The organism is Flagellimonas algicida, assembly GCF_049629585.1.
Lineage (GTDB): Bacteria > Bacteroidota > Bacteroidia > Flavobacteriales > Flavobacteriaceae > Flagellimonas.
In genome coordinates, this window is sequence record NZ_JBMYIX010000002.1 from 429,728 (window position 1) to 454,013 (window position 24,286).

The window sequence follows — 24,286 nt, forward strand, 5'->3', positions numbered from 1 at the left end:
CCTCAATTTCCGAAACTACATCATATAAATAGTCTTTACTGTGCAGATTGGGCCGAACAATGACATCGACCTTGAGCTTTTCTGTGGAAATAAACTTTAGTCCATACCCTATGGCCGCACCTAAAACAACCAGCCCAAAAAGGACTATGGCATTCTTTTTAAGATAAAGAAAAAGACGTAAAAAGATGGTCCCAAGTTTATTGAAACCCTTTTCAACTAGTTGAAGCAATTGCCCCAAATCTATTTCATCCGAGGAGTTCTGATTTGCTGGTTGGTCTGCCATGTTATGAATTGAATATTTGTTTTAAAATCCTGTCCGTTATCAAATAGGTGGGTTTCACCCCTGTTGTCCCCAAACCTCCGGAGGCCAAGGTGCTCCCTGTCTCCAAGGGGTTGTCCGATGCATAATAGGCATATCTCACCTTTACATCTTTTTTAATGCTTTTCCGAATCTGGGAAGCCGATTGGATTGCTTTTTGGTAGTGTACCCCCTCCATTTCCAATCCTATTACGTTCCACGTAGATTCATGAAAAAATCGAAGGATGTCCTTGTTTTGCAACGATGTTCCCAAAACCGTCACCATGGCTCCCTCCAAAACTTTTAAGCCGTTTCCTTCAAAATCCGAGGCGCACAACTCATTGTGAAACGGGTAGTTATCTGCCGTTCCTTCAAAAATATGTGCTGAAGGAATCATCAAATCTCCCTTGCCCCCTTCCAAAATACCGGCTTTGCCCATAATGGAAACCGAGTCCACGTTCAAAAACCATTTTTGGTCTCCTTGTTCAAAAGGTTTCAAAAGTTCGTCAATGGTCTCATACGCCTGCTCGCCAAAGGCATAATCCATCACAAATATAACTGGTTTTTGTTCTTCCGAAATACCCTCTGGCAAATCATAGCAGCAAGTGCCCATACCAAATTTGGCAGTATCGAAAATCTGTACGTCTATATTCGCTCCAGAGGTATCATCCAAAAATAGCATGCCATTTTTCTCTGCGGCCGACTTCACCTTTTTATTAAGGTTTTTGTTCTTTGCCGCGCTCAACGCTTCAAAAACTTCCAACGAATTGGTATTGGGGAACTCCTTTGCCAATGCTTTCTTGGCAAAAAGGGAATTCATGACACTGTGCATATTAGCACTTATGATGTGAAGGGGTCTGTGCAGAAGGTTGTTGTCCTTTAGGGTCTGCTTAATCATGTCGGCCCATCGCTCCCCATGGATATGATGTCCCAATCGCTCCCTGAGCAACGGGCTAAACGTAATGGTTCGCTTGTTCCCCGTGGTTTCTTCCTCTATGGCCAATTTGCCCAGCCAATGGATCACATTAAGGAATTGATCCGGACTCTCTGGAGTGGCCAGTTTGTTCTGGATCTCCACAACCTCATCAAAGGTCCTTCCCAAAATATTGGCAGCATGGATCAAGGCCACTTCCCGTTCATCATCCCCTTTTTCTTCACTTAGGACAAAACTGGTCAGCTTGTCCCAATCGCGAATGGTGGCACTTCCTTCATCCACCAAGACCCTTTTACAGATTTTACCGGATTCAATGAACAAAAAGGTTAGATGGGTAAGAATATCATAAATATCGCTACGGCCCCGTGTAATCTCAATGTTCATCTGCTCATCGTCAATCCTGTAGCAGTTTCTTCGACGCTTTGGAGGGACAATCGGTACTAAATGTGATTTGGAGTACCCCTCATCCGAGGTAAGATTGATGAACCTACATTCCTCAATACCGTTCGGCAATCGTTCCAGAACATAGATAAGGCCGTTCAATTCTGCCTTTTCTTCAGCAACAGTACCATATATCTCGGGTCGTAACAGCAAAAGGGCACTTCTAAGGGCGTTGCCCGAAACCCCTGAAGGTTTATAAAATCCCCTGTTGAGCAAATGTCGCATGGTAATGTACAAGCGTTCAATTGCATTGGTGGACTCCTGGGCCCTAGTGGTCTGTTTTATTTCGGTTGCCATAATGAATTCTGGTAAAAATACATGAATTCCTACGAAAGTTGCATGCTTCCCAAAATCTATATTTTGAAGGGCTCCAATCCATCGGCCACTTTTCTGTCATTGGAAAGCCGTTGTACTTTGTTCTGACCACCAAGTTTACCAAGAGTCTTCATGTAATCTTGAAATCCTCCTTGTTGTACCGGGGTAACTTTTAACGGTTGCAAAATGTTACCCGTGATAAGGTCGTAATAGTAACTGTTCTGCTTTTTCATACTTTCCTCAATGATCTTACAAAATTTTGAAGTGTCCGAAGGTTGCCTTTCAAATTCTATAAACCATTCGTGATAGGGCAACTCACCATTCCCTGGGTCTGTTTGGGGCGCCACGGTGAACTCATTTACCAAGGCATCGGTCTGTTCAACGGCCAACCGAAGGGCCTCTTCCACTTCCTTGGCAATCACGTGTTCACCAAAAGCCGAAATAAAATGCTTAATGCGACCCGAAACGATAACGCGGTAGGGGCCCTTAGAAATAAACCGAATGGTATCGCCAAGGTTATAGGCCCACAATCCGGCGTTTGTGGAAATGACCATGGCATAGTCAACATCCAACTCTACATCGGCTATGGTCAACCGCTTTGGGTTTTCAGAGAAAAATTCATCGGCCTTGATGAATTCATAGAAAATCCCAGAATCCAAAAGCAATAGCATGCCCTTTTCCTTTTGAGAATCCTGATATGCAAAAAACCCTTCGCTGGCCGGAAACAGTTCAATACTGTCCACCTTTCTGCCGATCAGGTTTTCAAATTTGGCCCGGTAGGGCTCATAGTTTACTCCACCATAAATGAACAACTGAAATGCTTTGAAGAGTTCCCCAACTTTTTTACCTGTCTTGGTGTTCAGTTTTTCAAAATACATTTGTACCCAAGACGGAATGCCCGCAATAACGGTCATGTTCTCATTTTCGGTTTCTTCCACAATCTTGTCCACCTTGGCCTCCCAATCCTCCATACAGTTGGTCTCCCAACTGGGCAATCGGTTTTTCTGTAGATAATTGGGCACGTAATGGGCAGAAATCCCGGAAAGCCTCCCCAGTTTGATTCCGTTTTTTTCCTCCAAAATGGGACTTCCTTGGAGAAATATCATTTTTCCATCCACAAAATCCGCGTTTCCTGTTTCATGGATATAGCTCAATATGGCATTACGGGAAGCTTCTACTTGGTGCTTTATAGACCCTTTGGTAATGGGGATGTACTTTGCTCCCGAAGTAGTTCCCGAAGTCTTCGCAAAATAAATGGGTTTTCCCGGCCAGAGCACACTCTCTTGGCCATCCAAAATCTTTTGTACATACGGCTTAAGTTCTTCGTAATCCCGAACAGGAACCTTATCCACAAAATCTTGGTGCGATATAATCGTCCCAAACCCGTGATCCATACCAAACTGGGTCTGGGAGGCTTGGGAAACAAGCTCTTGGAACACCTTATTTTGGGTTTGTACGGGATGCTTTACCCATTTTGCAGTTTTATGGGCAATGCGCTTGGCAAAAAGTTTTGCTGCAAATGCTTTTAAGGACATTTAATCAAAATCGATATAGTTCAAAGGGTCTACAGGCTTACCCTTTCTCCAAAGTTCAAAATGTAGGTGTGGTCCAGTGGTCAACTCCCCAGTGTTTCCAATGGTAGCGATTACTTCGCCCGCCTTGACCAAATCGCCTTGGGACTTACTCAGCGAACTGTTGTGTTTATAGACTGACGTGATTCCATCCTGATGTTCTATAATGATCACAAACCCGGTTTCAGAGGTCCATTCCGCAAAGAGAACAATTCCATCCGCAATGGATTTAATCGGAGAGTCCTTTGGGCCCAAAACATCGACAGCAAAATGCTTCGCCTTGGGATCAAAGGTCTGAGACAGCGTTCCATTCAATGGGGAAAAGAGCAACGTGCCCACATTTTCCATGTTTCGTTCAAAAAGATTGTACTTGTCTTCCAGTTCCACCTCTTCCCGAAGCAATAAATCTTGGCGAATAGGTGTCAGGTCAACTGTTGAGGGGTCCAGCTTGTACTGCTCAAATAGAGAATCCCTGTTGGCTTCGTTGTTCTCAATATCCCCACGTAGAACCTTACGCACATTCTCCAAATACCCATTGGTATAATTCAGGACGTTGACCAAAGAATCCGTTTTATAGGTGAGCTCCGTGGCCTGCCGCTTCAATCGGGTAGAGGAATATCCCGGGATATATTCCCGTAGTGGCGTAAAGGCAATGATGAGTGTGGTAAGACCGATCAGGACAATTATGAACAGCATTCCTGTAACAAAAACGTTAAGCCTGCTGAGCTTGAAAGAAATCTTTTCCTCAAAGGTGCTTTCATTGAGAATGACCAAGCGGTACTTGTGCAGCAGCTTTCGTTTGATCTCTTTTCTTTTTTTCTTTTCCTTGGCCATAATCAACAAAGATACTCTTCCATTTTAATTTTGATGTTAAGCTTTTTAAAATACTGCAACTGCTATAATGCTAACAATATCATACCCATTTGCTAATTTTCGTTAATCCGATGGCTCTTACAGTTCTTTTTAGTAATTTTACGTTTCACTTTAAAGGTTTTGACATTATGATTGCTCAAACTATTTTTCTTGGTATGCTCGGTCCATGGCAAATTGTGCTTATCGTGGTCGTGGTTCTTTTGCTTTTTGGAGGCAAAAAAATCCCCGAACTGATGAGAGGCCTAGGTAGTGGCATCAAAGAATTCAAGGATGCGTCCAAAGAGGAGGAGAAGTTAGAAGGAGGCAACGAGTCCAAGTCATAAGCCTTTCTTCCCGCTTATTTTATGGCCGTGTAAACCCCTGTATTTAAAGGGCTTTTCGATAAAGAACCACATTTTTGTCGCCTACATGCCATAAATTCACTCTTTCACAACAAAAAGTTAGCCCAGCTAATTCCTTATTCTATTTTAGCGTTTGAAAACGACGTTAGGCTCTCTTTGCTTAGCCTCCAGTTGGTCATAACAAATCAACTGCGCAGACAGAGTGGAATGAATAAACTAATACTACCTTTTCTTCTTTTACTTGCTCTTGGGGTAAAATCCCAAGAGGTTTCCTTCGTGCAATTTGAGGAGGATGGGACTACCATTGCCCAAAAAGACCCTATTTCAGACGCAACGTATTTGGATGGCCTTGACCATAGACAGCTGGCCAATTTTGCCAGAAAAAAGGGCATGGCCGCAAAGCTCATTAAAAAAGGGGACGAATACTTTGATAAGATGTGGTATGCCGAAGCGGCCCGATTATATGACATAGTTCTTGAGAAATCTGGTGTAAAACACACTTTGGAACTACTTTCAAAAGCAGGGGACTCGCATTACTACAGTGGAAATCTGGAAAAATCATATGTCTGGTACAATGAACTGTACCAATTATATCCCAATGATATCACTGAAGATCACTTCTATAAATATACCCACAGCCTAAAGGGCACCGGAAAATATCGCAGGGCGGCAAAACTCACCAAATTGTTTCGTCAGAAAAGGGACGAGCCCCTCAATGAATTGGAAAGTACCGTCACCAATACTTGGAAAGGTCCCGCATCCGTAGAGATCAAGAACCTGGCAATAAACTCCAAATATTCTGATTTTGCCCCTATGTTCCACAAAGATTCTGAAGTGGTATTTGCATCTGCCAGGGATACCTCGTTCCTAACTACAAGAAGGTATAAATGGAACAACCAACCCTTTTTGGACCTCTATGTGGCCAAAACCAATTCCAAGGGAAATGACCTGTTTGGAGCGCAAAAGCTTTCAAAAATGGTCAATACCAAATACCACGAGGCTTCCGTAGCTTTTTCCCCGGACCAAGAAACCATGTATTTTACCCGGAACAACTACGGTAAAAAACTAAAGCGCGGAAAAAATGGCATCAATCACTTAAAGATATATACCTCCAAATTTGTGGATGGGGAATGGACCGAGGCCAAAGAAGTACCCTTTAACAGTGAAAACTATTCCACAGGACATCCTTCCGTAAGCCCTGATGGCAAAAAGATATATTTTGTTTCGGATCGTCCGGGAGGGTATGGACAAACCGACGTCTATGTGGCTGATATTTTGGAAACTGGTATGTTTTCCGAACCCAAAAATCTCGGTAGAACCATCAACACGGGAGGTAAAGAGATGTTTCCTTATGCCACGGAGGGTTCTCTGTATTTTTCATCCGATAGGGCCATGGGATTTGGGGGGTTGGATATTTATAAGTCTGATTTTGCCCAAGACAACTTCAGTCCCGCCTACAACCTTGGCCAACCTATAAACAGCAGCAGGGACGATTTCTCCTATATTATTGAGGCCGGCGGCGAGAAAGGATATTTTGCCTCAAACCGAAAAGGAGGCAAAGGGGATGACGACATTTATTCCTTTACCTATTCCCTAAACCGAAACGTAATTGCAGGAATAGTGAAAGATTATCAAACTCAAGAGCCCATTGCCGGAGCCAGAATTGTTTTGTTCAATCAAGAACAGAACCAAATGGCCGAAGTTGTCACGGATGCCGATGGTAGCTACCAGTTCAGAAATCTTGATCCAACATCCGAATATACGATCAAGGCAAGTAAAGACGGATATTTTGAAGATGCACTAAAAGCCATTACCAAGAATAATGAGACCATTGAGGTTGCCCAATCCCTAAAAAAGCTCAAAGAACTCATCGATGAGGAAAAACAACAGGTAGTCTTGGAGCCGGAGGCCATACACTTTAATTTTGATCAGTATAACATACGCCCCCAAGCAGCCAAAGAGCTGGACAAATTAGTGGCCATACTCAATGAATATACGGATATGGTCATTAAGATCGAGGCGCATACCGACGCCATTGGTCCTAGGGCATACAATAAATACCTTTCGGACAAACGGGCCAAATCCACTAGGGACTATATCATATCCCAAGGCATTGATCCTTCCAGGATTGAAAGCGCCATAGGATATGGCGAGGAGCGATTACTTAATGATTGCTCAGATGGGATACGGTGTGACCGGGAAAGACATCGACAAAACCGGCGATCGGAATTCATCATAGTTCGTCAGTAAAACATAGTGCCCCGACAATATCGGGGCTTTTTTTATCCTTTTTCTTCCAATTGCTGCCCTACATCGACAATTTTGCTCGCCAAACAACACTCTCCTCTGGTCCTTTCGTCGATGAATGCAGGTGTTTTGTGGATTCCAAGGGCTTGCCCCTCACTTTTATCTCTCTTTTTTGACATTTCGTCCTTTAGTTTTCCAAGGACGTATGGAAATCCAAATCTTTGCTAAGTCTTAAATCTTTAAACCATACTTATGAAAAAATTATTACTCGTTAAAGAAATTTATTTAGAAGCTTTTCGAAATCTGGGACACATACTTATAGAAAAGTACTTTAGAATATTTGCATGGTTCAGCTTTGTGATGTTCTTTATAGTTCTATATGCATTTGTATACAGAATAGCCACAGGCTTTGCTTTTGACTAAGAATTCTCCCGAGAAACAACATACAAAAAACAGGAAGGCCCGAACCAATGGTTCGGGCCTTCCTGTTTTAAAACGTTATAGGTCTTCTACGGAGTTGGGTCGAAGTTGACTGTTTTTAAGATGGCCTCCAGCTCGAACATATAGTTTCTTTTTTCAGCTGAAGGGGCAAATGTAAAGCCTTCCAAAACCATTTTTCTTTGGTTTTCCTCATCATTGATAATGTAGGTCAAGAAAGGCCCGGCCATGGGATATCCGCTGATTTCCCAAATACCCCGTACCTCAACTCCCTTTTTTCCGCCAATTTCCGCAGGGAAAACATAAGGGGCAAAAGCCTTTTCGGTTATCATAAAAGTATTTTCATATGGCCCTGGAACGTACTTTTCTCCTATGGAATCCCTCATCTTCACAATATCCTCCACAAAAGTGGAGTCGTTGGAAAAACTGTTCCACGGCATTTCATAGGCAACAATGTTCATGGTCCCTTTTGGAATCTGGATATCCATCCACACAAAGTTCTTCTCGCGCTTTCCAACTTTATACAGCGAAGGAACTTGAAGACTAAGTCCAAACTCCTCTTGCAGTGCCTTATCCTTGCTTAGGGAGCGTTTAAATCGGTTTTGGGCCTCCTCTATTTCCAACTGCTTGAAAGCGGCAACCGCCTTGGGAGCCAATGCATCCAAATTTTCTATCAACTCATCATGGTTTCTTCCCGTAACCACAGCAACTTTTTGAGGTGTGGCATATACATTGGATTTGATATGCGCCACAGAGGTGGAATCTTGTTCTACAACCAGTACAGACCTAGAGTAAGTGGTAGCTCCCTTGAATACCCTGGGAGGCAATTGTGTAATCGTGAAAATAGGCTCTCTTTGGGGCACACCCAATACTTGGGCCGCAAAGTGTTCCCTTATCTTGTCCCCAACACCGCTCTGCCACAGTTCGGTGTCCATCACCACCATTAACGAATTGATGCCTCCAGTTGACGGCGGAAGAAATTTTTGTTTTGATCCAGAGTCTTTACAAGACCATAGCACCATAAGGAATATGGCGCAACATAGTGTTCCAATTTTTTTCATCTCGAGTTAAATTTACGAAGAACAATCGCACAATTTAAGTTTTGTGCCCGGTTTTAGGTTATTACTGCTAAGACCGTTCCATTCTCGCAAATTTTCCACAGAAACCCCAGGATATTTTTTTGAAATGGTCCAAAGGGAATCCCCTGGTTGTACCGTGTGCACCTTTGAGTTGCTGGCCACACTTCTTGAAGAAGATGATTTTGATGTGTTCGTTTTGGATGCCGCTGTCTTGTTGGGGATATACGGTTTTCTTGGAAAAATAGTCAATCGTTGACCTACCCTAAGGTTGTTGCTCCGCAATCCGTTCCATCTTTTGATCTGACTTACCCCTACACCGTAGCGCTCTGCAATCTTACCCAAATAATCCCCACTCTTTACCTTGTACCGAATCTGGTCGTTGGCCGTGATCATTTGTGGAAGAGGCTTTTCCGAGGAATCCATCTCCTTCTTTACATAGGCATAAATCTGTTCCTCGTTGGCCACAAACTTGCCAATCTTGGATTTTGGCAACCGAAGTGCATAGTTTTTACCCTTAACCTTGGGTATGATGTTAAGCTTGTATGCCGGGTTCAGCATTTCCAATTCTTCGGTACTGATGTCCACCAACTTGGAAATTTGATCAAACGAAATCAGGTTCTTTACATGGATGGTATCCGTTTCAAAATAAGGTCTGTCCGCCTTCTTGTATTGTAGTCCGTGTTCCTCTGCATACTCAAAAATGTACATGGTCGCCAAAAATGCAGGTAGGTATCCCGCTGTTTCACGTGGAAGGAACGGACGTATGTTCCAATAATTTTCATATCCTCCCGATCGGCGAATGGCCTTGTTTACATTTCCGGGCCCAGAGTTATAGGCGGCAAGGGCCAAATCCCAATCATCAAAAATATCATAGAGCTTGGAAAGGTATTTGCTGGCAGCCTTGGTTGCCATAATGGGGTCATGGCGTTCATCCACATAACTGCTTACATCCAAACCGTACATTTTTCCCGTGCTGTACATAAACTGCCACAAGCCTTTGGCCCCAACCCTAGATCGCGCCCTTGGATTCAATGCAGACTCTATAATGGCGAGGTATTTAATCTCCAAAGGAATGTCTTGGTTGTCCAATTCCTGTTCGAAAAGTGGGAAATAAAATTGACTTGCTGTGATCATCCGCTGCATCAAATCCCTTCTGCGCGTCAAAAAAGATTTGATCACACTTTCCAAAGAAGGGTTGTACGAAATATTGAAAGGCGTTTTTTCATTCATCAATGCCAAACGGGCCTTCAAAGTATCCGTGGGCAGATCCACCACAACAATTGAATCGCTTCCCGGTCCATTTTCAATTTCCAAAAGCATATCGCTGAACAACTGTGCGCTGCCGTGAAGTTCTTTCAGCCACAGGCTGTCGTACTTTCGGGCAGCTTCCAAATCCTGCAATTGGATTTTTTCCTTGGAGCCCACTTCCAGCTCCACCAAATTCCCATCGAGTTTCTTTTCCGATACCGAAATGTTCTGGAATTCCTCTGTCTTCAACTTGGTGGTATCCAAGGTAGAGGTTGGGATGGAATCAACTTGTTGGGCATATCCCAAGGGCGCTGTAAAAATCAGCGCTGCGTATACCGCTGTTTTCAAAATTTGGTTCATTTGGACAGGATTTGAGTTGTAGGGACCAACGAAAATGGCGTTTTTTTCTGAAATACTAAAGTTTTTCAGACCAAAACACAATTATTTGGGATTAGTCCCATTAATCCATAACGTATGGACTAGTCCAATATTGCAGCGATTCCTGGTAAGGTTCGCCCTTCAAGGCTCTCCAACATGGCGCCTCCTCCTGTAGATACGTAGCTCACTTTGTCCTCAAAACCGAATTGCTTCACCGCGGCCACGGAATCTCCGCCCCCAACTAGGGAGAAAGCACCTTTCTGTGTGGCCTCGTCAATATAATTTCCAATGGCGATGGTTCCTTGGGCAAAGTTTTCCATTTCAAACACACCAACAGGACCGTTCCAAAGTATAGTTTTGGAATTCAAGATTACTTCTTTGAAATTCTCCAAGGTCTTTGGCCCAGCATCCAAACCTTGCCACCCATCAGGGATTTTGTTCACGTCCACAAACTGGGTGTTGGCATTGTTGTCAAAAGCATCCGCTGCCAAAACATCCACAGGGATATGCACTTTGACCCCTTTTGCCTCTGCTTGTTTTAAAATGTCCAAGGCCAAATCCATTTTGTCATCCTCACAAATGGAATCGCCTACGCTGCCTCCTTTTGCCTTGACAAACGTATAGGTCATTCCACCCCCAATGATGAGGTTGTCCACCTTGTCCAAAATATTTTCAATGATGGTAATCTTGGACGACACTTTTGCTCCACCCAAGATGGCCGTTACCGGTTTTTCACCGGTCTGCATCACTTTTTCGATAGCCTTGATTTCCTTGGCCAATAAATATCCAAAACACTTGTTGCCTGGGAAGAATTGGGCCACTATGGTGGTGGATGCGTGTGCTCTGTGGGCCGTTCCAAAGGCATCGTTTATATAAATGTCCCCGTGTTTGGCCAAGGCTTCCGCAAAGGATGTATCACCAGCCTCTTCTTCTGCATGGAACCGAAGGTTTTCCAACAAGAGTACCTCGCCGCTTTTCAGTTCGGCCACAGCATCATCCGCCACTTTACCCACACAGTTCCCTGCAAACTTTACTTGGACACCAATAATTTCCGATACCGTTTCACAAATATGGGAAAGGGACATATCTGGATTCACTTTTCCTTTTGGGCGTCCCAAATGGCTCATCAAAATGGCAGAACCCCCATCTTCCAAAACCTTGAGGATGGTAGGCTTTGCCGCCTCTATCCTACTGGTATCCGTAACGTTAAAGTCGCCATCCAAAGGCACATTGAAATCAACCCTGATCAATGCTTTCTTTCCGTCAAAATTGTAATCGTCTATCGTCTTCATGTAGTGTGTCTTTATAAGAAGTCCAAAAGTAAAGATTTCCTGCCTTTTGCCTTGGCCCCTGTTGTTATTTTTTGGTTGCCTATCCAAAAAAACGTGAAAAGACCAAGCCCCTAAAAACCTTATCTTTGGTGCATGTTGTTCAAAAATGTCTTGGGCCTGGAGCACATTAAAAACCATTTGGTGACCACCGCCGATTCTGGTAGGGTGGCACACGCCCAACTTTTTGTTGGCCCAGAAGGCTCCGGAGTACTTCCCATGGCTTTGGCGTATGCCCAATATCTGCTCTGTAGCAATACCGGTGGTGAAAATGAAGGTGGCGATGCTGTTTGCAACACCAAATGTGCCTCTTTATCCCATCCCGACCTCCATTTTGCGTTTCCCGTAGCGAGTTCGGATAAGGTGAAATCACATGCAGTAAGTGATCACTATTTGCAGGAGTGGAGGCAATTTGTAAAAGAACAGCCCTATGGCAATCTTTTTGATTGGTACAGACATATCGGCATTGAGAAAAAGCAGGGGCAAATTGGTGTGGATGAAGCCCAGGATATGGTCAAAAAGCTTTCTTTGAAATCGTATGAGGGTGGGTACAAGATCCTAATCGTTTGGATGGCCGAAAAAATGAACATCTCCGCCGCCAACAAACTGCTCAAACTTATTGAGGAGCCGCCTCAAAAAACCATTTTGCTATTATTGGCCGAAGAGGAGGAACAAATCATCAACACCATTAGGTCCCGGTGTCAGATTTTGCATTTTCCCCCTTTGGCGGAACAAAATATATTGAACGAGCTCGTTAACCGTGGTGTGAGTCAGCCCGAAGCACATGCCATAGCGCAAGAGGCCCACGGGAATTTCAACAAGGCCTTGGATCTGTTGAACAAAGATTCTGAGGATCTTGTTTTTGAGCGTTGGTTTGTACAATGGGTGAGGAGTGCCTTTAAGGCAAAAGGCAACAAAGCTGCCATTCAGGAGCTCATCTTATGGAGTGATGAAGTGGCCAAAACAGGCAGGGAAGTACAAAAACAATTCTTGAACTATTGTCTTTCCCTTATGCGTCAAGCCTTGTTGCTCAACTACAACGCCCATGAGCTTGTCTATACCAAAATCCACATGGAGGACTTTGACCTCAAGCGATTTGCCCCCTTTGTCCACGAAAACAATATTTTGGATATTGTAGAGGAACTGGAAAAGGCCATTTTTCACGTGGAACGCAACGGAAATTCCAAGTTGATCTTTACTGACCTATCCATAAAACTAACCCGGCTTTTGCATGCGAAGGCCGCTTAAAAACCAACCATGGAAAACTTTACCAACAACGCCACCGAAATCTTGCTCCTCATTTTTTTGACCATTACCTTTTTGCAAAGTGGGATAGACAAAATCATTGATTGGCGGGGAAACCTCAGTTGGCTCAACGGCCATTTTTCCAAAACAGCTTTTAAGGGCAGTGTGGCCATTCTATTGGGCATAGTACTTTTTATGGAGATGGTTTCTGGGATTCTTGCGGCTGTGGCCATTTTTCAATTTGTCTTTGAGGGTGAAAGCTCTATTGGGTTCCACGCCGCAGCGGTTTCATCGATTACGCTATTGCTCTTACTTTTTGGACAGCGTATGGCCAAGGACTACGAAGGTGCCAAAACCATTGTGGTGTATTTGATTCCCACCGTTTTCTTGGTCTATCTGTTGCAATAAATGATTTTTTCAATCAATCTCCTTTTTAAAACATGAAGTTTAGAATACCCTTTTGCTTGATCATTCTTTTGGTTTGTTCCTCAATCTTTGGACAGAAGAATACAGAACAGAACCCTGTAGTGCGCGTGCTCACTTTCAATATTCTCCATGGAGCAACCACAAAAGGAGACTTTAATCTGGACCTGCTTGCCAAGGTCATACAAGATGCCAACCCTGATTTTGTCGCCCTTCAGGAAGTGGACTTTAAAACCAATAGGGCAAAAAAATATGATTTGGTGACCGAATTGGGCTGGCGCTCTAAGCTCGTTCCCTTGTTTGGCAAGGCCATGCCCTATGATGGTGGGGAGTATGGCGAAGGTGTTTTATCCAAATACTCTTTTTTGAGTACCCAAAACATTGCTTTGCCGCATAGCCCAAAAAATGAACCTAGGGCAGCCTTGGAAGTGGTCACTACACTTCCCTCTGGAGATACCGTGGCCTTTGTAGGGACCCATTTAGACCATTTGAAAGATGCCACTGACCGGATTGCCCAAGTAAAACGAATCAACACTGTATTTTCCAAAAACCGTTATCCCACCATTTTGGCCGGCGATCTTAATGATGTTCCTGGAAGTGTCCCCATTTCTGTCTTGGAAGAAGTTTGGGCCGCTTCATACGACTCAAATAACATTGCCTTCACCTACCCTTCCGACAAACCTGAAAAAAAGATTGATTATGTGATGTTCTTCCCTAAGAACAGATGGAGGGTCATTGAAACCAAAGTCATTCAGGATACGATCGCATCGGACCATTGTGCTTATTTGGTTACACTTGAATTGCTTGGAGACAAATAACAAATCAGAACCGCCACGATATTGATTTGATCTGCTTTTAAAAAATTTAAACAAAAAAGGCCCATTTAAAAATGGGCCTTTTTACATTCTTGGGACAAGCTATTATTTCTTGTACTTATCGTTAAGTATTTTCAGCACGGTCTCTGTAAGGTCATTGGCGTCTTCCCCATACAATACGGCACCGCCGTCTCCACCACCCAAGATATAAGTGTATCCGTTGGCCTTACCATAATCCTTGATCTCTTTTTTCACCTTTTTCACCAAAGAGTCCATTTCTGCCTGGCTGATCAACTGCAATTGTTGCTCCTCTTGTTGCAACTGCTGCCCTACGAACTGACCACGTTGTTGCAACTGGCCATATTCTTCCTGAGCATTTTTCTGTGACATTTTTTGTGCCTTGGTCTGGAATGCCTGAAGTTCCAATTGAAAAGATTGTGAAATACTGTCCCTCTTTTTGGTCATCGCATCCGCCTTGGTCTTGAATCGGGCTTCCACATCAATTTTTTCTTGATAGCCATCCATCAACTTCACGCTGTCCACATAACCAATCTTGTTTTGTTGACAGGCCATGGTGGTCAATACCACGGCAAGCATTATAATTTTTTTCATGTTTCACTATTTAATGATGCGCAAAAATAGAAAAGCTTTTGGAATGCTCATCATTATCTTTTTGTGAACCAAAACTCTAAAAACCTTACTATAAGAAATATCTATGCCATTTAGCCCATTAAATTGACTTGGTCTATTTGAATTAACCCGTATAAATGGGGCTCTCTGCGCTTTTCATTAAGCTTTTGAGGTGTATTGCCAGTAGTGCGCAATACGAACGGGAGAGGCTGCGAAAATGCTTAATTGACTCTTTTGATGATATAGATGATCGATGAATACTCTTTATTGAAACACGCCCTTATGTTTGACCATAATCCCACAAAAAAAGCACTCATCAAGTACAATGGGTTGCCTTTATATTTTTCGGAAAGCAAAGAGACATAAAATGCATCAAACCACATGGGCTTGGTTCTTACAACTTTCATATCATGTCTTTGGAAAAGTGTACTGATCGACTTTCTTGAAAAATGCCATAGATGTCTCGGCACATCATATCCCGCCCAAAAAGATTTGTAATGCTTGGCATCAAAAGAATTGTAGTTGGGAACTGCTATGATCAAAGTTCCGTTCTCTTCCAAAAAGGAAACCATCCGCTCAATCTGCTTGTCCAAATCCGGGAGGTGTTCCAATACATGCCATAAGGTTATCACATTAAACCTTTGCCCGTTCAAGGCATCTAGATCTGCATGCAACTGAACCCCTTTCTTAATCGCATTGGTCCGGGCAACCTCGCTAGGCTCTACTCCTTCTACCACAAAACCCTGAGATTTGGCCATTGCCAAAAAATCTCCGGTCCCAGCACCAATATCCAGTATTTTTTTTTCTTTATTTGTTTGATTATCAATAAGTTGAACCTTATTCTTTAGGTTTAATCGCTTTACTTTTTGATAAATCTTGTCTGTGAACGATTTTTTTGCATCAGTATGGGAAATATAATCCTCGCTCTCATAATAGCGGGCAAGGTTTTCGGGTATGGGTCGCGTAACCAACATATCAAATTCTGCATCCTTATGCAGTTCGAAAGATTCACCGGAAACAGAAAAATCCTTAGTCTTTAAAAACAACTTCATGGCCATTTTAGAAAATAGTATCGGTGTTCTGAAATAAAAAAAAGCAACCGTCTTTCATCATTGGATTACATTTGAATTGAAGTTTTCCAGGAAAGCATTCTTGACATTTGTTCCACGTGGAACATAAAATCTCTATCGTCCAAGGTAGACCAACAGCACACTAATATCAGCAGGAGAGACGCCACTTATCCTAGATGCTTGAGATATGGTAACGGGGCGTATAGCTTCCATTTTTTCCCTTGCCTCAAAAGAAAGCGATTTTAACTTTGAATAGTCAAAATCATCCGGAATTCTCACATTTTCCAGTCTATGCAATTTATCCGCATTGTTTTTCTCCTTTTCAATATACCCGGAATATTTTACCTCAATTTCGGCCTGCTCCAGCACCTCTGAATTGAGTTCGTGCTCTTCTACAAAAGTCGAAACGGAATCCAGCTGAAGCATATGATCCATGGTGACCTTAGGTCTGGAGAACACTTTAAAAAGTTTATCGGACTGCTTTACAACTGCCGAATCCAATGACTCCAAAATGGGGTTGATCTCTTCGGGAACAAAGCTGGTTTTCTTGAAAAACTTTATGAACTCTTTGGACTTTCTTTGTTTTACATCCATTTTCTTCATCCGTTCCTCTTTGGCCAAACCAATAGCATAAGCCTTTGGGGTTAATCTAAGATCGGCATTATCTTGTCGTAAAAGGGTCCTATACTCCGCTCTTGAAGTAAACATTCTGTACGGTTCCTCGGTTCCTTTAGTAATCAAATCATCAATTAAAACACCAATATATGCCTCGTCCCTTTTTAGAATAAAAGGTTCTTGTTCATTGATTTTTAGGTGTGCATTAATGCCCGCCATCAACCCTTGCGAAGCGGCTTCCTCATACCCTGTGGTTCCATTGATCTGGCCAGCAAAGTACAGATGGTTCACCAACTTGGTTTCGAGCGTATGTTTCAACTGTGTGGGAGGGAAATAGTCATACTCGATAGCGTAGCCAGGCCTAAAAAATTTGACACCCTCAAAGCCCTTTACAGACCTCAAAGCTTTAAACTGAACATCCTCTGGCAATGATGTGGAAAAGCCATTTACATATACTTCTACCGTATTCCAGCCCTCTGGTTCTACAAAAATTTGATGGGCATCCTTATCGGCAAATCGGTTGATCTTATCTTCTATGGAAGGACAATACCGTGGTCCCAAACTTTGTATTCTACCATTGAACATAGGAGATCTATCAAAACCATCACGCAACAAATCATGAACCAAGGCACTGGTATGTGTCATGTGACAATCCCTCTGGGTTTTCAAAATTGGTGTGTCTAAATATGAAAACTTCTCTGGCTTGTCATCCCCAGGTTGTGGTATCATCAGGTCATAATTCAATGAGCGACCATCAACCCTGGGAGGGGTTCCCGTTTTCATTCTACCGCTATCAAAACCTAAATCAACCAACTGTTCAGTAATGCCTGTGGCTGCCTTTTCACCGGCCCTTCCTCCGCCAAACTGTTTTTCACCAATATGGATAAGGCCGTTCAAAAAGGTTCCATTGGTCAAAACCACTGCCCTGCTCTTCACGTCAATGCCCAAAGAGGTACGCACCCCAACAACATTGCCATCTTCAATAAGTAACCCAGAAACCATCTCCTGATAGAAATCCACATTCGGGGTAGCCTCTAAAGCCAAGCGCCATTCCTCTGCAAATCGCATTCTGTCATTCTGCGCCCTTGGACTCCACATGGCCGGTCCTTTAGACTTGTTGAGCATCTTAAATTGAATGGCAGATTTATCTGTAATAATTCCACTATAGCCACCAAGCGCATCTATCTCTCGTACAATCTGCCCTTTGGCAATACCACCCATTGCAGGATTACAGGACATTTGCCCAATGGTTTGCAAGTTCATGGTAACCAATAAGGTTTTAGAGCCCATGTTGGCAGCCGCGGCCGCGGCTTCTGCTCCAGCATGGCCTCCCCCTACTACTACAACGTCGTATTCTTTATCGAACATAATCTATTGTTCCACGTGGAACATTCTTATTTTTTCATCTTCTTTACTTCTCATGATTTCCGCCTCTTCATCTGTTTTGTCCCCGTATCCGACAAGATGTAAAACTCCATGAGACATTACTCTTACTATTTCATCCTGCAATGGGACGCCGAAGGTTACGGCGTTTTCCTTTACCCTGTCCACGGATATAAAAATATCGCCAGAGACAACAACCCCTTCCGTATAATCAAAAGTGATGATGTCTGTCAGCGTATCATGCTTCAAGTATTCATTATTGAGTTCAAGTAGATACTCATCCGAACAGAAAATATAATCTATCTGACCTACTTTAAAGCCTTCAGAATCCAAAATTCTAGTAACCCAATCGGAATACTTGGGCTCATGCTCCAATTGAAAATCCAATTCAAAGTGAAACTCAATCATTCTTGAAATACCTCTTTACGCGTTTCTTATAATTTTGGCGCAAAGGTAGTGCTTGCCTATTTAATATCTCAATATCACTTTGATTATCCCTTAGAAGTTCAGGTTTGGTAATAATGGGTGCTGCGTAGTCAATGCTATTGGTTTCGCTTTCGCGTTCTTCCTTCTCCCCTTGTTCCATAGCGGCACTCTCCAACTTTAACAATTGATGCTCTATGGCATTCGCCTTACTGACTGTACGCTCAGTAATTCCATTTTCCAACAAGTCGTTCTCAAAATCCTCCATTTGCTGCAACAACTTCTTGGCCAAATTTCTATCAGAAGCATTCAGCATATCCTCAAGCTGCTTCTCCAGCATTTGACGCAACATTTGTTGCTCTTTGTATATCTCATATACCTCATTCAGCCCTATTTCATTCTCTCCATTGCCAGCATTTCCACCTTCGTTTTGCTTGCCCTCACCTTGTTGCTTTCCTTTATCTCCATCAGCTGGACCATTATCCTGTTGCCCACTACCCCCTTTTTGCTCTCCTTTCTGACCAGATGGCTTCCCTTCTTGTCCAGAGCCATTCATTTTTTGCTGGATGCTCTGTTGTCCCTTAATGATGTCTGGCAATTGAAAATCCGACCCCTGGCCACTCCCCTGACCAGGACTCATATTTTGTTGCATGTTGTCCAAAATATTTGCCAAAAAATCGGCAAGCGCATTCGTGGCATTAATTACGTATTGTTGATAGGATGCACCTTGATACACCTGATTCTCGGCAATACTCTCCAATGACTTATCAATGTTATAATATACCTCTGTAATCTGCTCATTCACGAACTCAGATAACTCCGCCCTGCGTAGTGACAATGCAAACAAGCTATCGTCCACATGTTCAAAAAGCCTTCTAAGATCCTTTTGGTCACGAACCGTTCTTGAAAACTGTGAAATGTCCACATCTGCATCTTCCATCTTGTCAAACAAGCTTTCCTGTTTAAAAGAAAAGGTAACCAAGTTATCCAATATCTGACGTAACATCTCTGCGTCTTCCGTATCATTGGACCCACCGGCTGAAGCACTTTGTTGCATAGCCTGACTCATTTCCATCATCTTCTGAGCGGCTGATTTCTGTTTGCGTTTTGCGTTATCCTTGCCATCCTTCTCCTGCCCATCCGAACCCTCTTGCTTCATCTGCTCCAGTTCTTCCAAAGCTTCCTTTTGATCCCTGTCCACATCCTCTTGTTGTTTTTTGGCAACCTCAAAATCCAAAGGTTTCTGCAACCCATCATTATCCTTTCTAAGTTCATCCAATTCATCAGAAATCTCATCAAATTGTTGGTTCAATTCCTTTTGCAAATCTTCTTCATTGTCTTCCGACGTAGCTTCCGACAACCTCTCTTGCTCTTTGGCCAACTCTTCAAGTTCATTGGCCAACTGGGCCATCTTCTCAGTGACGTAGTACCTTTTGGTAAGTTCCAAAATCTGCTCTAGGTTTCTAGCGTTTTTGGATTGATTCTTCCCAAGCTCTTCAAGCCTCTTCTGAAGCTCTTCCTTGTTCATTTTATCAGTAAGCTCATTCAGTTCTTTAAGTAGTTTCTCATTCTTTTTGGCCTCAAGCTCCTGCCGTTCCAATCGCTCTTGAAGCATCTTTTTCTGTTCATTGCTTTCCTCACTATTACTAACCCCTTCCTTTAATTCCTTACTGAATTTTTGCATTAATTCCTCTTGCATCTGTTGCTTCTGCAAAAAATCCTTAATCTGACTCTTATCCTCAAAAGTCAATCCTCTTTCCTCCTTTTGTTCCTTATTCATTTTGGTAAGTACATCTTGTTTTTCTTTGTACTGCCGCAGGGATTGTTCCATTTTGGACAAAGTTGAGTTTTGAGACTCTAACTCCTTCTTTTTCAGTTGTTTATCACTGTAGAGCGAGGTGGTAAATACCTGGCTTTTAGTGATTTTACCCCCTCGTATACCATCATTGTCGACTACTTCAAAAAACATCTTATACTCCTTCCCCTTATCTAGTTGAAGTCCAGACGGAAAGGTATAGTAGAACTGATGCACATTGGTTATAGGGGACTGTAATACAATTCTCTGTTCATTCTGAACATCATCCACCGGAAAACAAACCAGTCGGATAGAGGCAATACCATAGTCATCAGCAGCTTGCCCGGTAAAAAACGACTGATTAGGGTTAAGCGAGTCCAAAACCTGATCCACCTTTACCGTAGGGTTTGCGTCCTTTACAACATCAACAGCATACGCTAGACGTTCAAAATCAGAAACATGGGAATTGGAAGTTCGAAGTTCGTATCGCAAATCATTAAAAGCCCGCAATGAATGTACAAACTCATTGACGTCCTTGGAAAAAGTATAGATGCTATCTGATGTCTGCATGGAAATCCCATCAACATTTGCCCCAACAATCTTCCAGGACAACTTGGTCCCCTCTGGCACCACAGCATTACCAGTGGCAGTGATTACCTCAGATCTACGATTTAAGTACCTAGGATAGTCCAGCTGCATTTGAAAATCTACCAGCGCAGGCGTTCTATAACTTTTGATGTTATAACTCCTAGAACTCCAGCCATTGGCCGTTAGGTAAAAAGAACTTTCTATAACAGGGGCTTCAAACCGATACGTATACACCCCACCTTGCTCTTGCAACAATAACTGTTCACCATTGACTACCAAATAAACATCTCCCGGTTTGACACTGCCCTCGGTAGTTGCCTTGATCACCAAGGGTTCATTGTCCAACACTTCCAAACTTTCATTCAATATCTTAAAAGTAAATGGTGCTGGGCGCTCATAGGCCAAATCATAATTCATGACCCTTGTATTGGAATTAAAAAAAGAAGCGATGTTTCCCGTTACCCAGATAAAGCCAAGTAACCCCAACGGAACTAAAACATATTTGGCATACCTATAACTTTCCCTATAATCAACAGCCTCCACAAAGGGAACCGTGCCCAGACTTTTGGCACGCTGCTCTATACTAGCCAACAAAAGATCGGTCTTCTTCTGACATTCAGATAATTCAAGAAGATTCAGCAATTTATCATCAACATCAGGAAAATGCTTTCCAATCAATTTAGAGGCCTCCTTGTGGCCAATCCCCTTGCGTAAACGAAACAAATACATCAAAGGAATCAAAATGAACTTATAGAGCAAAAAGAACTCAACCAATAAAAATATAATGAAGAACGTCAATCGCCATTGTTGGTCCATCCATAGCAGATACTCCAAGAACATAACCGCCATCCAAAACAACAACCCAAGGGTCAAAAAAAGAATACTTCCCTTGATCAATTGTTTGGTGTAATACTTCTTGGTGAAGCCACCCAGTTTCCGCAATATGTCCTGATAGCCGCTCAAAGCAATGTATTTTATCACCAAGATACCCGATACTGGTGAAAACCGCTGAAAATTTTTGTTAAAGCTTGGTATACAAACACTTTTAGAATACACACAAGGTCCTTACCAAACTCTTTCCAGATCTTATAAGGGAATGTATCTTTGCACTACAAGAATATATGCCATGAGTGATACGATTAGAGTGCGTTTTGCCCCAAGCCCAACCGGACCATTACATATAGGGGGTCTTCGCACTGCGCTGTTCAATTACCTATTTGCTAAAAAACACGGTGGGGAATTTATATTGCGTATAGAGGATACCGATCAGAACCGATTTGTGGAAGGAGCTGAAAACTATATCATTCAAGCATTGAACTGGTGCGGTATTCCCTTTGATGAAGGACCGGGGAAAGAAGGTTTTGTTGGCCCCTACCGGCAAAGTGAACGCAAGGACATGTATAAAGCGTACGCCATGGAACTTATTGAAAACGGCCAAGCATACTATGCTTTTGATACCGCAGAGCGATTGGACTTTCATAGAAAGGACCACGAAGAAAAGGGCAAGACCTTTATCTATAATTGGCACAACAGGTTAAAACTCAACAATTCACTTTCACTGACCCAAGAAGAGGTAAAATCCAAATTGGATGCCGGTGAAGATTACGTTATCCGCTTCAAGTCCCCACAGGACGAAGAACTCGTTCTACAAGATATCATCCGTGGCGAAATTAAAATAGACACCAACATACTGGATGACAAAATCCTTTTCAAAAGTGATGGTATGCCCACCTATCACTTGGCCAATATTGTAGATGATTATTTGATGGACATCAGCCATGTGATCCGAGGCGAAGAGTGGCTTCCCTCCTTGGCCTTACATACATTGTTGTACAAAGCATTCGGGTGGACCGCGCCAAAATTTGCCCACCTTCCTCTTATTATGAAGCCGGTTGGAAAAGGTAAACTGAGCAAGCGGGATGGAGAAAAAGGCGGTTTCCCAGTGTTCCCCTTGTCCTGGAACGAATCGGAAGGTTACCGTGAAGCCGGTTTCTTTCCGGAGGCCGTGGTGAACTTTTTGGCGCTTTTGGGGTGGAACCCTGGTACCGAACAAGAAATTTTTTCCTTGGATGAGCTTATCCAATCCTTCTCTTTGGAAAGGGTGAACAAATCCGGTGCGCGTTTTGACCCAGAAAAAAACAAGTGGTATAATCAGCAGTGGTTGCAACGAAAGACTGATGAAGAACTAGCCGATTTGTTTCTACAAGAGCTCTCAAAAAGACCAGAGACCATTGAAACATCCAAAGTATATGTCCAAAAGGTGGTGGGACTCATCAAGGAGCGGGCAAGTTTTGTTTCTGACTTTTGGGAACTGGGCGGCTATTTTTTTGAAGCGCCATCCGAATACAATGAAAAGGCGGTAAAAAAACAATGGAAAGAAGATACGCCACAAATCATGGACCATGTTGTTTCCATCTTGGAAAGCATCGATGATTTTTCCTCACCGGCTATTGAAGAAAAGGTAAAAGCTTGGATTGCAGAGCAAGAACTTTCCTTTGGAAAGGTAATGCCCCCCCTCCGATTGATCATTGTTGGTGACATGAAGGGTCCCCACCTATTTGATATCATGGAACTTATTGGTAAAGAAGACAGTATAGGGCGAATTAAAAGTGCGATTTCCCTCTTATCATAATACAGATTCTGTAACAAATCTTGATGGTTGACTACTGATATGTTAGAGAGTTTCGTAAATTCCATTTCTAACGTAAAATCCGATCAACATGGGCAACTACTTACTATTACCAATTGTATTTCTTGGGCTTATTGTTCTATTTAAGTTCTTCTTTATTGTAAAGCAACAGACCGCAGTGGTTATAGAGCGGTTTGGTAGATTCCAAAGTATTCGCAATTCCGGACTACAAATGAAAATCCCGTTAGTGGACCGTATTGCAGGAAGGCTTAGTTTAAAAATTCAACAACTTGATGTTATCGTAGAGACCAAAACTTTGGACGATGTGTTCGTGAAACTCAAAGTTTCAGTCCAGTATGTAGTCATCAGAGACAAGGTATATGATGCCTTCTACAAATTGGAGTACCCCCATGATCAGATAACTTCCTATGTTTTTGATGTGGTCCGTGCCGAAGTTCCCAAAATGAAGTTGGATGATGTCTTTGTGAAAAAGGACGATATTGCCATCGCAGTAAAGTCCGAACTTCAGGACGCTATGCTGGAATACGGTTATGATATCATCAAGACCCTTGTGACCGATATTGACCCCGATGCACAAGTGAAAGCGGCCATGAACCGTATCAATGCTTCGGAACGTGAAAAAATCGCCGCCCAATTTGAAGGGGATGCAGCCCGAATCCTTATCGTAGAAAAAGCAAAGGCCGAAGCAGAAAGCAAACGACTTCAAGGACAGGGTATTGCCGATCAGCGTCGTGAAATCGCTAGAGGTCTGGAAGAGTCTGTTGAAGTATTGAACAAAGTGGGCATCAATTCCCAAGAAGCATCGGCTTTGATCGTGGTCACACAACATTATGACACACTACAGGCCATCGGTGAAGAAACCAATACCAATCTCATTCTTCTGCCCAACTCCCCACAAGCGGGTAGCGACATGCTCAACAATATGGTGGCCTCCTTCACGGCCAGCAACCAAATTGGAGAAGCCATGAAACAACAAAACAAAAAGAAAGAAGAATAATTTTAACTTTTAGTGCATTGAAAAAGGGAGCCTTTAGCTCCCTTTTTTATTGTTTCACCAAATATCCTCGATTTTTGGACAAAAAACTCATTTCCCCCCTTTTACGAGAAGATCTACACGTAACAAAAGGAAATGGGTTGTCTTGTTTTAAAAATGCCTTA

The 24,286-nt window shown here is 42.8% G+C and carries 20 protein-coding genes; 8 read left to right on the forward strand and 12 right to left on the reverse strand.

The genetic code is table 11. From position 1 onward, the window contains the following. Positions 1–284: 284 nt before the first annotated feature. The 3 genes from ACPD8L_RS10820 to ACPD8L_RS10830 are packed head-to-tail and all read right to left on the reverse strand — an operon-like array spanning position 285 to position 4,393. On the reverse strand, positions 285–1,970 hold the full coding sequence (locus tag ACPD8L_RS10820) for a DUF6909 family protein (RefSeq protein WP_116216673.1): 1,686 nt from the start codon (positions 1,968–1,970) through the stop codon (positions 285–287). A gap of 56 nt (positions 1,971–2,026) precedes the next feature. Further along, complete coding sequence (locus tag ACPD8L_RS10825; RefSeq protein ID WP_423943335.1) at positions 2,027–3,523, reverse strand: GH3 auxin-responsive promoter family protein; 1,497 nt, start codon at positions 3,521–3,523, stop codon at positions 2,027–2,029. Further along, positions 3,524–4,393, reverse strand: a complete 870-nt coding sequence (locus ACPD8L_RS10830; protein ID WP_423943337.1) for a M23 family metallopeptidase — start codon at positions 4,391–4,393, stop codon at positions 3,524–3,526. 167 nt (positions 4,394–4,560) lie between these two features. Here ACPD8L_RS10830 and tatA point away from each other — a divergent pair, with 167 nt between their 5' ends. Next, positions 4,561–4,755, forward strand: a complete 195-nt coding sequence (tatA, locus tag ACPD8L_RS10835) for a twin-arginine translocase TatA/TatE family subunit (RefSeq protein ID WP_116217611.1) — start codon at positions 4,561–4,563, stop codon at positions 4,753–4,755. A 225-nt stretch (positions 4,756–4,980) separates the two neighbouring features. Further along, a complete protein-coding gene (locus tag ACPD8L_RS10840; protein ID WP_423943339.1) occupies positions 4,981–7,023 on the forward strand; it encodes an OmpA family protein in 2,043 nt (680 codons plus the stop codon). Between the two features lie 32 nt (positions 7,024–7,055). Here ACPD8L_RS10840 and ACPD8L_RS10845 read toward each other — a convergent pair whose 3' ends face one another. Further along, positions 7,056–7,199: a hypothetical protein gene (locus ACPD8L_RS10845; protein WP_423943341.1), complete on the reverse strand. Its 144-nt coding sequence runs from the start codon at positions 7,197–7,199 to the stop codon at positions 7,056–7,058. Positions 7,200–7,272: 73 nt separating this feature from the next. On the opposite strand from ACPD8L_RS10845, the gene ACPD8L_RS10850 reads away from it, so the two are divergent. After that, positions 7,273–7,443 (forward strand): DUF6747 family protein, encoded by a 171-nt coding sequence (locus tag ACPD8L_RS10850; RefSeq protein WP_313786778.1) that lies wholly within the window; start codon positions 7,273–7,275, stop codon positions 7,441–7,443. An 86-nt stretch (positions 7,444–7,529) separates the two neighbouring features. On the opposite strand, the gene ACPD8L_RS10855 is transcribed toward ACPD8L_RS10850, so the two are convergent. The 3 genes from ACPD8L_RS10855 to ACPD8L_RS10865 all read right to left on the reverse strand — a co-directional run bounded on the left by ACPD8L_RS10855 (position 7,530) and on the right by ACPD8L_RS10865 (position 11,455). Then, positions 7,530–8,519, reverse strand: coding sequence for a DUF4837 family protein (locus ACPD8L_RS10855; RefSeq protein WP_423943342.1), 990 nt, complete (start codon positions 8,517–8,519; stop codon positions 7,530–7,532). A 12-nt stretch (positions 8,520–8,531) separates the two neighbouring features. Next, on the reverse strand, positions 8,532–10,145 hold the full coding sequence (locus ACPD8L_RS10860) for a lytic transglycosylase domain-containing protein (RefSeq protein ID WP_423943344.1): 1,614 nt from the start codon (positions 10,143–10,145) through the stop codon (positions 8,532–8,534). Positions 10,146–10,264: 119 nt separating this feature from the next. After that, on the reverse strand, positions 10,265–11,455 hold the full coding sequence (locus tag ACPD8L_RS10865) for a phosphoglycerate kinase (RefSeq protein ID WP_423943345.1): 1,191 nt from the start codon (positions 11,453–11,455) through the stop codon (positions 10,265–10,267). 132 nt (positions 11,456–11,587) lie between these two features. On the opposite strand from ACPD8L_RS10865, the gene ACPD8L_RS10870 reads away from it, so the two are divergent. Genes ACPD8L_RS10870 through ACPD8L_RS10880 form a run of 3 tightly spaced genes read left to right on the forward strand, consistent with a single transcriptional unit; the run spans position 11,588 to position 13,977 of the window. Beyond that, the gene (locus ACPD8L_RS10870; RefSeq protein WP_423943347.1) at positions 11,588–12,739 is read left to right on the forward strand and encodes a DNA polymerase III subunit; all 1,152 of its coding nucleotides are present in this window, start codon (positions 11,588–11,590) and stop codon (positions 12,737–12,739) included. 9 nt (positions 12,740–12,748) lie between these two features. Continuing rightward, positions 12,749–13,144 (forward strand): DoxX family protein, encoded by a 396-nt coding sequence (locus tag ACPD8L_RS10875; RefSeq protein WP_423943348.1) that lies wholly within the window; start codon positions 12,749–12,751, stop codon positions 13,142–13,144. A gap of 32 nt (positions 13,145–13,176) precedes the next feature. Then, on the forward strand, positions 13,177–13,977 hold the full coding sequence (locus ACPD8L_RS10880) for an endonuclease/exonuclease/phosphatase family protein (RefSeq protein ID WP_423943350.1): 801 nt from the start codon (positions 13,177–13,179) through the stop codon (positions 13,975–13,977). Positions 13,978–14,079: 102 nt separating this feature from the next. Here the strand turns inward: ACPD8L_RS10880 and ACPD8L_RS10885 are convergent, their stop codons facing one another. The 5 genes from ACPD8L_RS10885 to ACPD8L_RS10905 all read right to left on the reverse strand — a co-directional run bounded on the left by ACPD8L_RS10885 (position 14,080) and on the right by ACPD8L_RS10905 (position 21,441). Next, positions 14,080–14,586, reverse strand: a complete 507-nt coding sequence (locus tag ACPD8L_RS10885; protein WP_423943352.1) for an OmpH/Skp family outer membrane protein — start codon at positions 14,584–14,586, stop codon at positions 14,080–14,082. Between the two features lie 239 nt (positions 14,587–14,825). Beyond that, positions 14,826–15,656, reverse strand: a complete 831-nt coding sequence (locus ACPD8L_RS10890) for a class I SAM-dependent methyltransferase (protein WP_423943354.1) — start codon at positions 15,654–15,656, stop codon at positions 14,826–14,828. A 132-nt stretch (positions 15,657–15,788) separates the two neighbouring features. Further along, positions 15,789–17,657: a tRNA uridine-5-carboxymethylaminomethyl(34) synthesis enzyme MnmG gene (gene mnmG, locus ACPD8L_RS10895; RefSeq protein ID WP_423943356.1), complete on the reverse strand. Its 1,869-nt coding sequence runs from the start codon at positions 17,655–17,657 to the stop codon at positions 15,789–15,791. A 3-nt stretch (positions 17,658–17,660) separates the two neighbouring features. Beyond that, complete coding sequence (gene ybeY / locus ACPD8L_RS10900; protein ID WP_116216661.1) at positions 17,661–18,080, reverse strand: rRNA maturation RNase YbeY; 420 nt, start codon at positions 18,078–18,080, stop codon at positions 17,661–17,663. Continuing rightward, positions 18,073–21,441, reverse strand: coding sequence for a hypothetical protein (locus tag ACPD8L_RS10905; RefSeq protein ID WP_423943357.1), 3,369 nt, complete (start codon positions 21,439–21,441; stop codon positions 18,073–18,075). The genes ybeY and ACPD8L_RS10905 overlap by 8 nt, the downstream gene beginning before the upstream one ends. A gap of 163 nt (positions 21,442–21,604) precedes the next feature. On the opposite strand from ACPD8L_RS10905, the gene gltX reads away from it, so the two are divergent. Together gltX and ACPD8L_RS10915 are read left to right on the forward strand one after the other, a co-directional pair. Continuing rightward, positions 21,605–23,110, forward strand: coding sequence for a glutamate--tRNA ligase (gltX, locus tag ACPD8L_RS10910; RefSeq protein ID WP_423943359.1), 1,506 nt, complete (start codon positions 21,605–21,607; stop codon positions 23,108–23,110). Positions 23,111–23,198: 88 nt separating this feature from the next. Further along, positions 23,199–24,125 (forward strand): SPFH domain-containing protein, encoded by a 927-nt coding sequence (locus ACPD8L_RS10915; RefSeq protein ID WP_293303721.1) that lies wholly within the window; start codon positions 23,199–23,201, stop codon positions 24,123–24,125. Positions 24,126–24,286: the final 161 nt, after the last annotated feature.

Bases quoted from the DNA above. Each gene is read 5' to 3' on its own strand.
- ACPD8L_RS10820 (WP_116216673.1), bottom strand. From the start codon at position 1,970: ATGGCAACCGAAATAAAACAGACCACTAGGGCCCAGGAGTCCACCAAT.
- ACPD8L_RS10825 (WP_423943335.1), bottom strand. From the start codon at position 3,523: ATGTCCTTAAAAGCATTTGCAGCAAAACTTTTTGCCAAGCGCATTGCC.
- ACPD8L_RS10830 (WP_423943337.1), bottom strand. From the start codon at position 4,393: ATGGCCAAGGAAAAGAAAAAAAGAAAAGAGATCAAACGAAAGCTGCTG.
- tatA (WP_116217611.1), top strand. From the start codon at position 4,561: ATGATTGCTCAAACTATTTTTCTTGGTATGCTCGGTCCATGGCAAATT.
- ACPD8L_RS10840 (WP_423943339.1), top strand. From the start codon at position 4,981: ATGAATAAACTAATACTACCTTTTCTTCTTTTACTTGCTCTTGGGGTA.
- ACPD8L_RS10845 (WP_423943341.1), bottom strand. From the start codon at position 7,199: ATGTCAAAAAAGAGAGATAAAAGTGAGGGGCAAGCCCTTGGAATCCAC.
- ACPD8L_RS10850 (WP_313786778.1), top strand. From the start codon at position 7,273: ATGAAAAAATTATTACTCGTTAAAGAAATTTATTTAGAAGCTTTTCGA.
- ACPD8L_RS10855 (WP_423943342.1), bottom strand. From the start codon at position 8,519: ATGAAAAAAATTGGAACACTATGTTGCGCCATATTCCTTATGGTGCTA.
- ACPD8L_RS10860 (WP_423943344.1), bottom strand. From the start codon at position 10,145: ATGAACCAAATTTTGAAAACAGCGGTATACGCAGCGCTGATTTTTACA.
- ACPD8L_RS10865 (WP_423943345.1), bottom strand. From the start codon at position 11,455: ATGAAGACGATAGACGATTACAATTTTGACGGAAAGAAAGCATTGATC.
- ACPD8L_RS10870 (WP_423943347.1), top strand. From the start codon at position 11,588: ATGTTGTTCAAAAATGTCTTGGGCCTGGAGCACATTAAAAACCATTTG.
- ACPD8L_RS10875 (WP_423943348.1), top strand. From the start codon at position 12,749: ATGGAAAACTTTACCAACAACGCCACCGAAATCTTGCTCCTCATTTTT.
- ACPD8L_RS10880 (WP_423943350.1), top strand. From the start codon at position 13,177: ATGAAGTTTAGAATACCCTTTTGCTTGATCATTCTTTTGGTTTGTTCC.
- ACPD8L_RS10885 (WP_423943352.1), bottom strand. From the start codon at position 14,586: ATGAAAAAAATTATAATGCTTGCCGTGGTATTGACCACCATGGCCTGT.
- ACPD8L_RS10890 (WP_423943354.1), bottom strand. From the start codon at position 15,656: ATGAAGTTGTTTTTAAAGACTAAGGATTTTTCTGTTTCCGGTGAATCT.
- mnmG (WP_423943356.1), bottom strand. From the start codon at position 17,657: ATGTTCGATAAAGAATACGACGTTGTAGTAGTAGGGGGAGGCCATGCT.
- ybeY (WP_116216661.1), bottom strand. From the start codon at position 18,080: ATGATTGAGTTTCACTTTGAATTGGATTTTCAATTGGAGCATGAGCCC.
- gltX (WP_423943359.1), top strand. From the start codon at position 21,605: ATGAGTGATACGATTAGAGTGCGTTTTGCCCCAAGCCCAACCGGACCA.
- ACPD8L_RS10915 (WP_293303721.1), top strand. From the start codon at position 23,199: ATGGGCAACTACTTACTATTACCAATTGTATTTCTTGGGCTTATTGTT.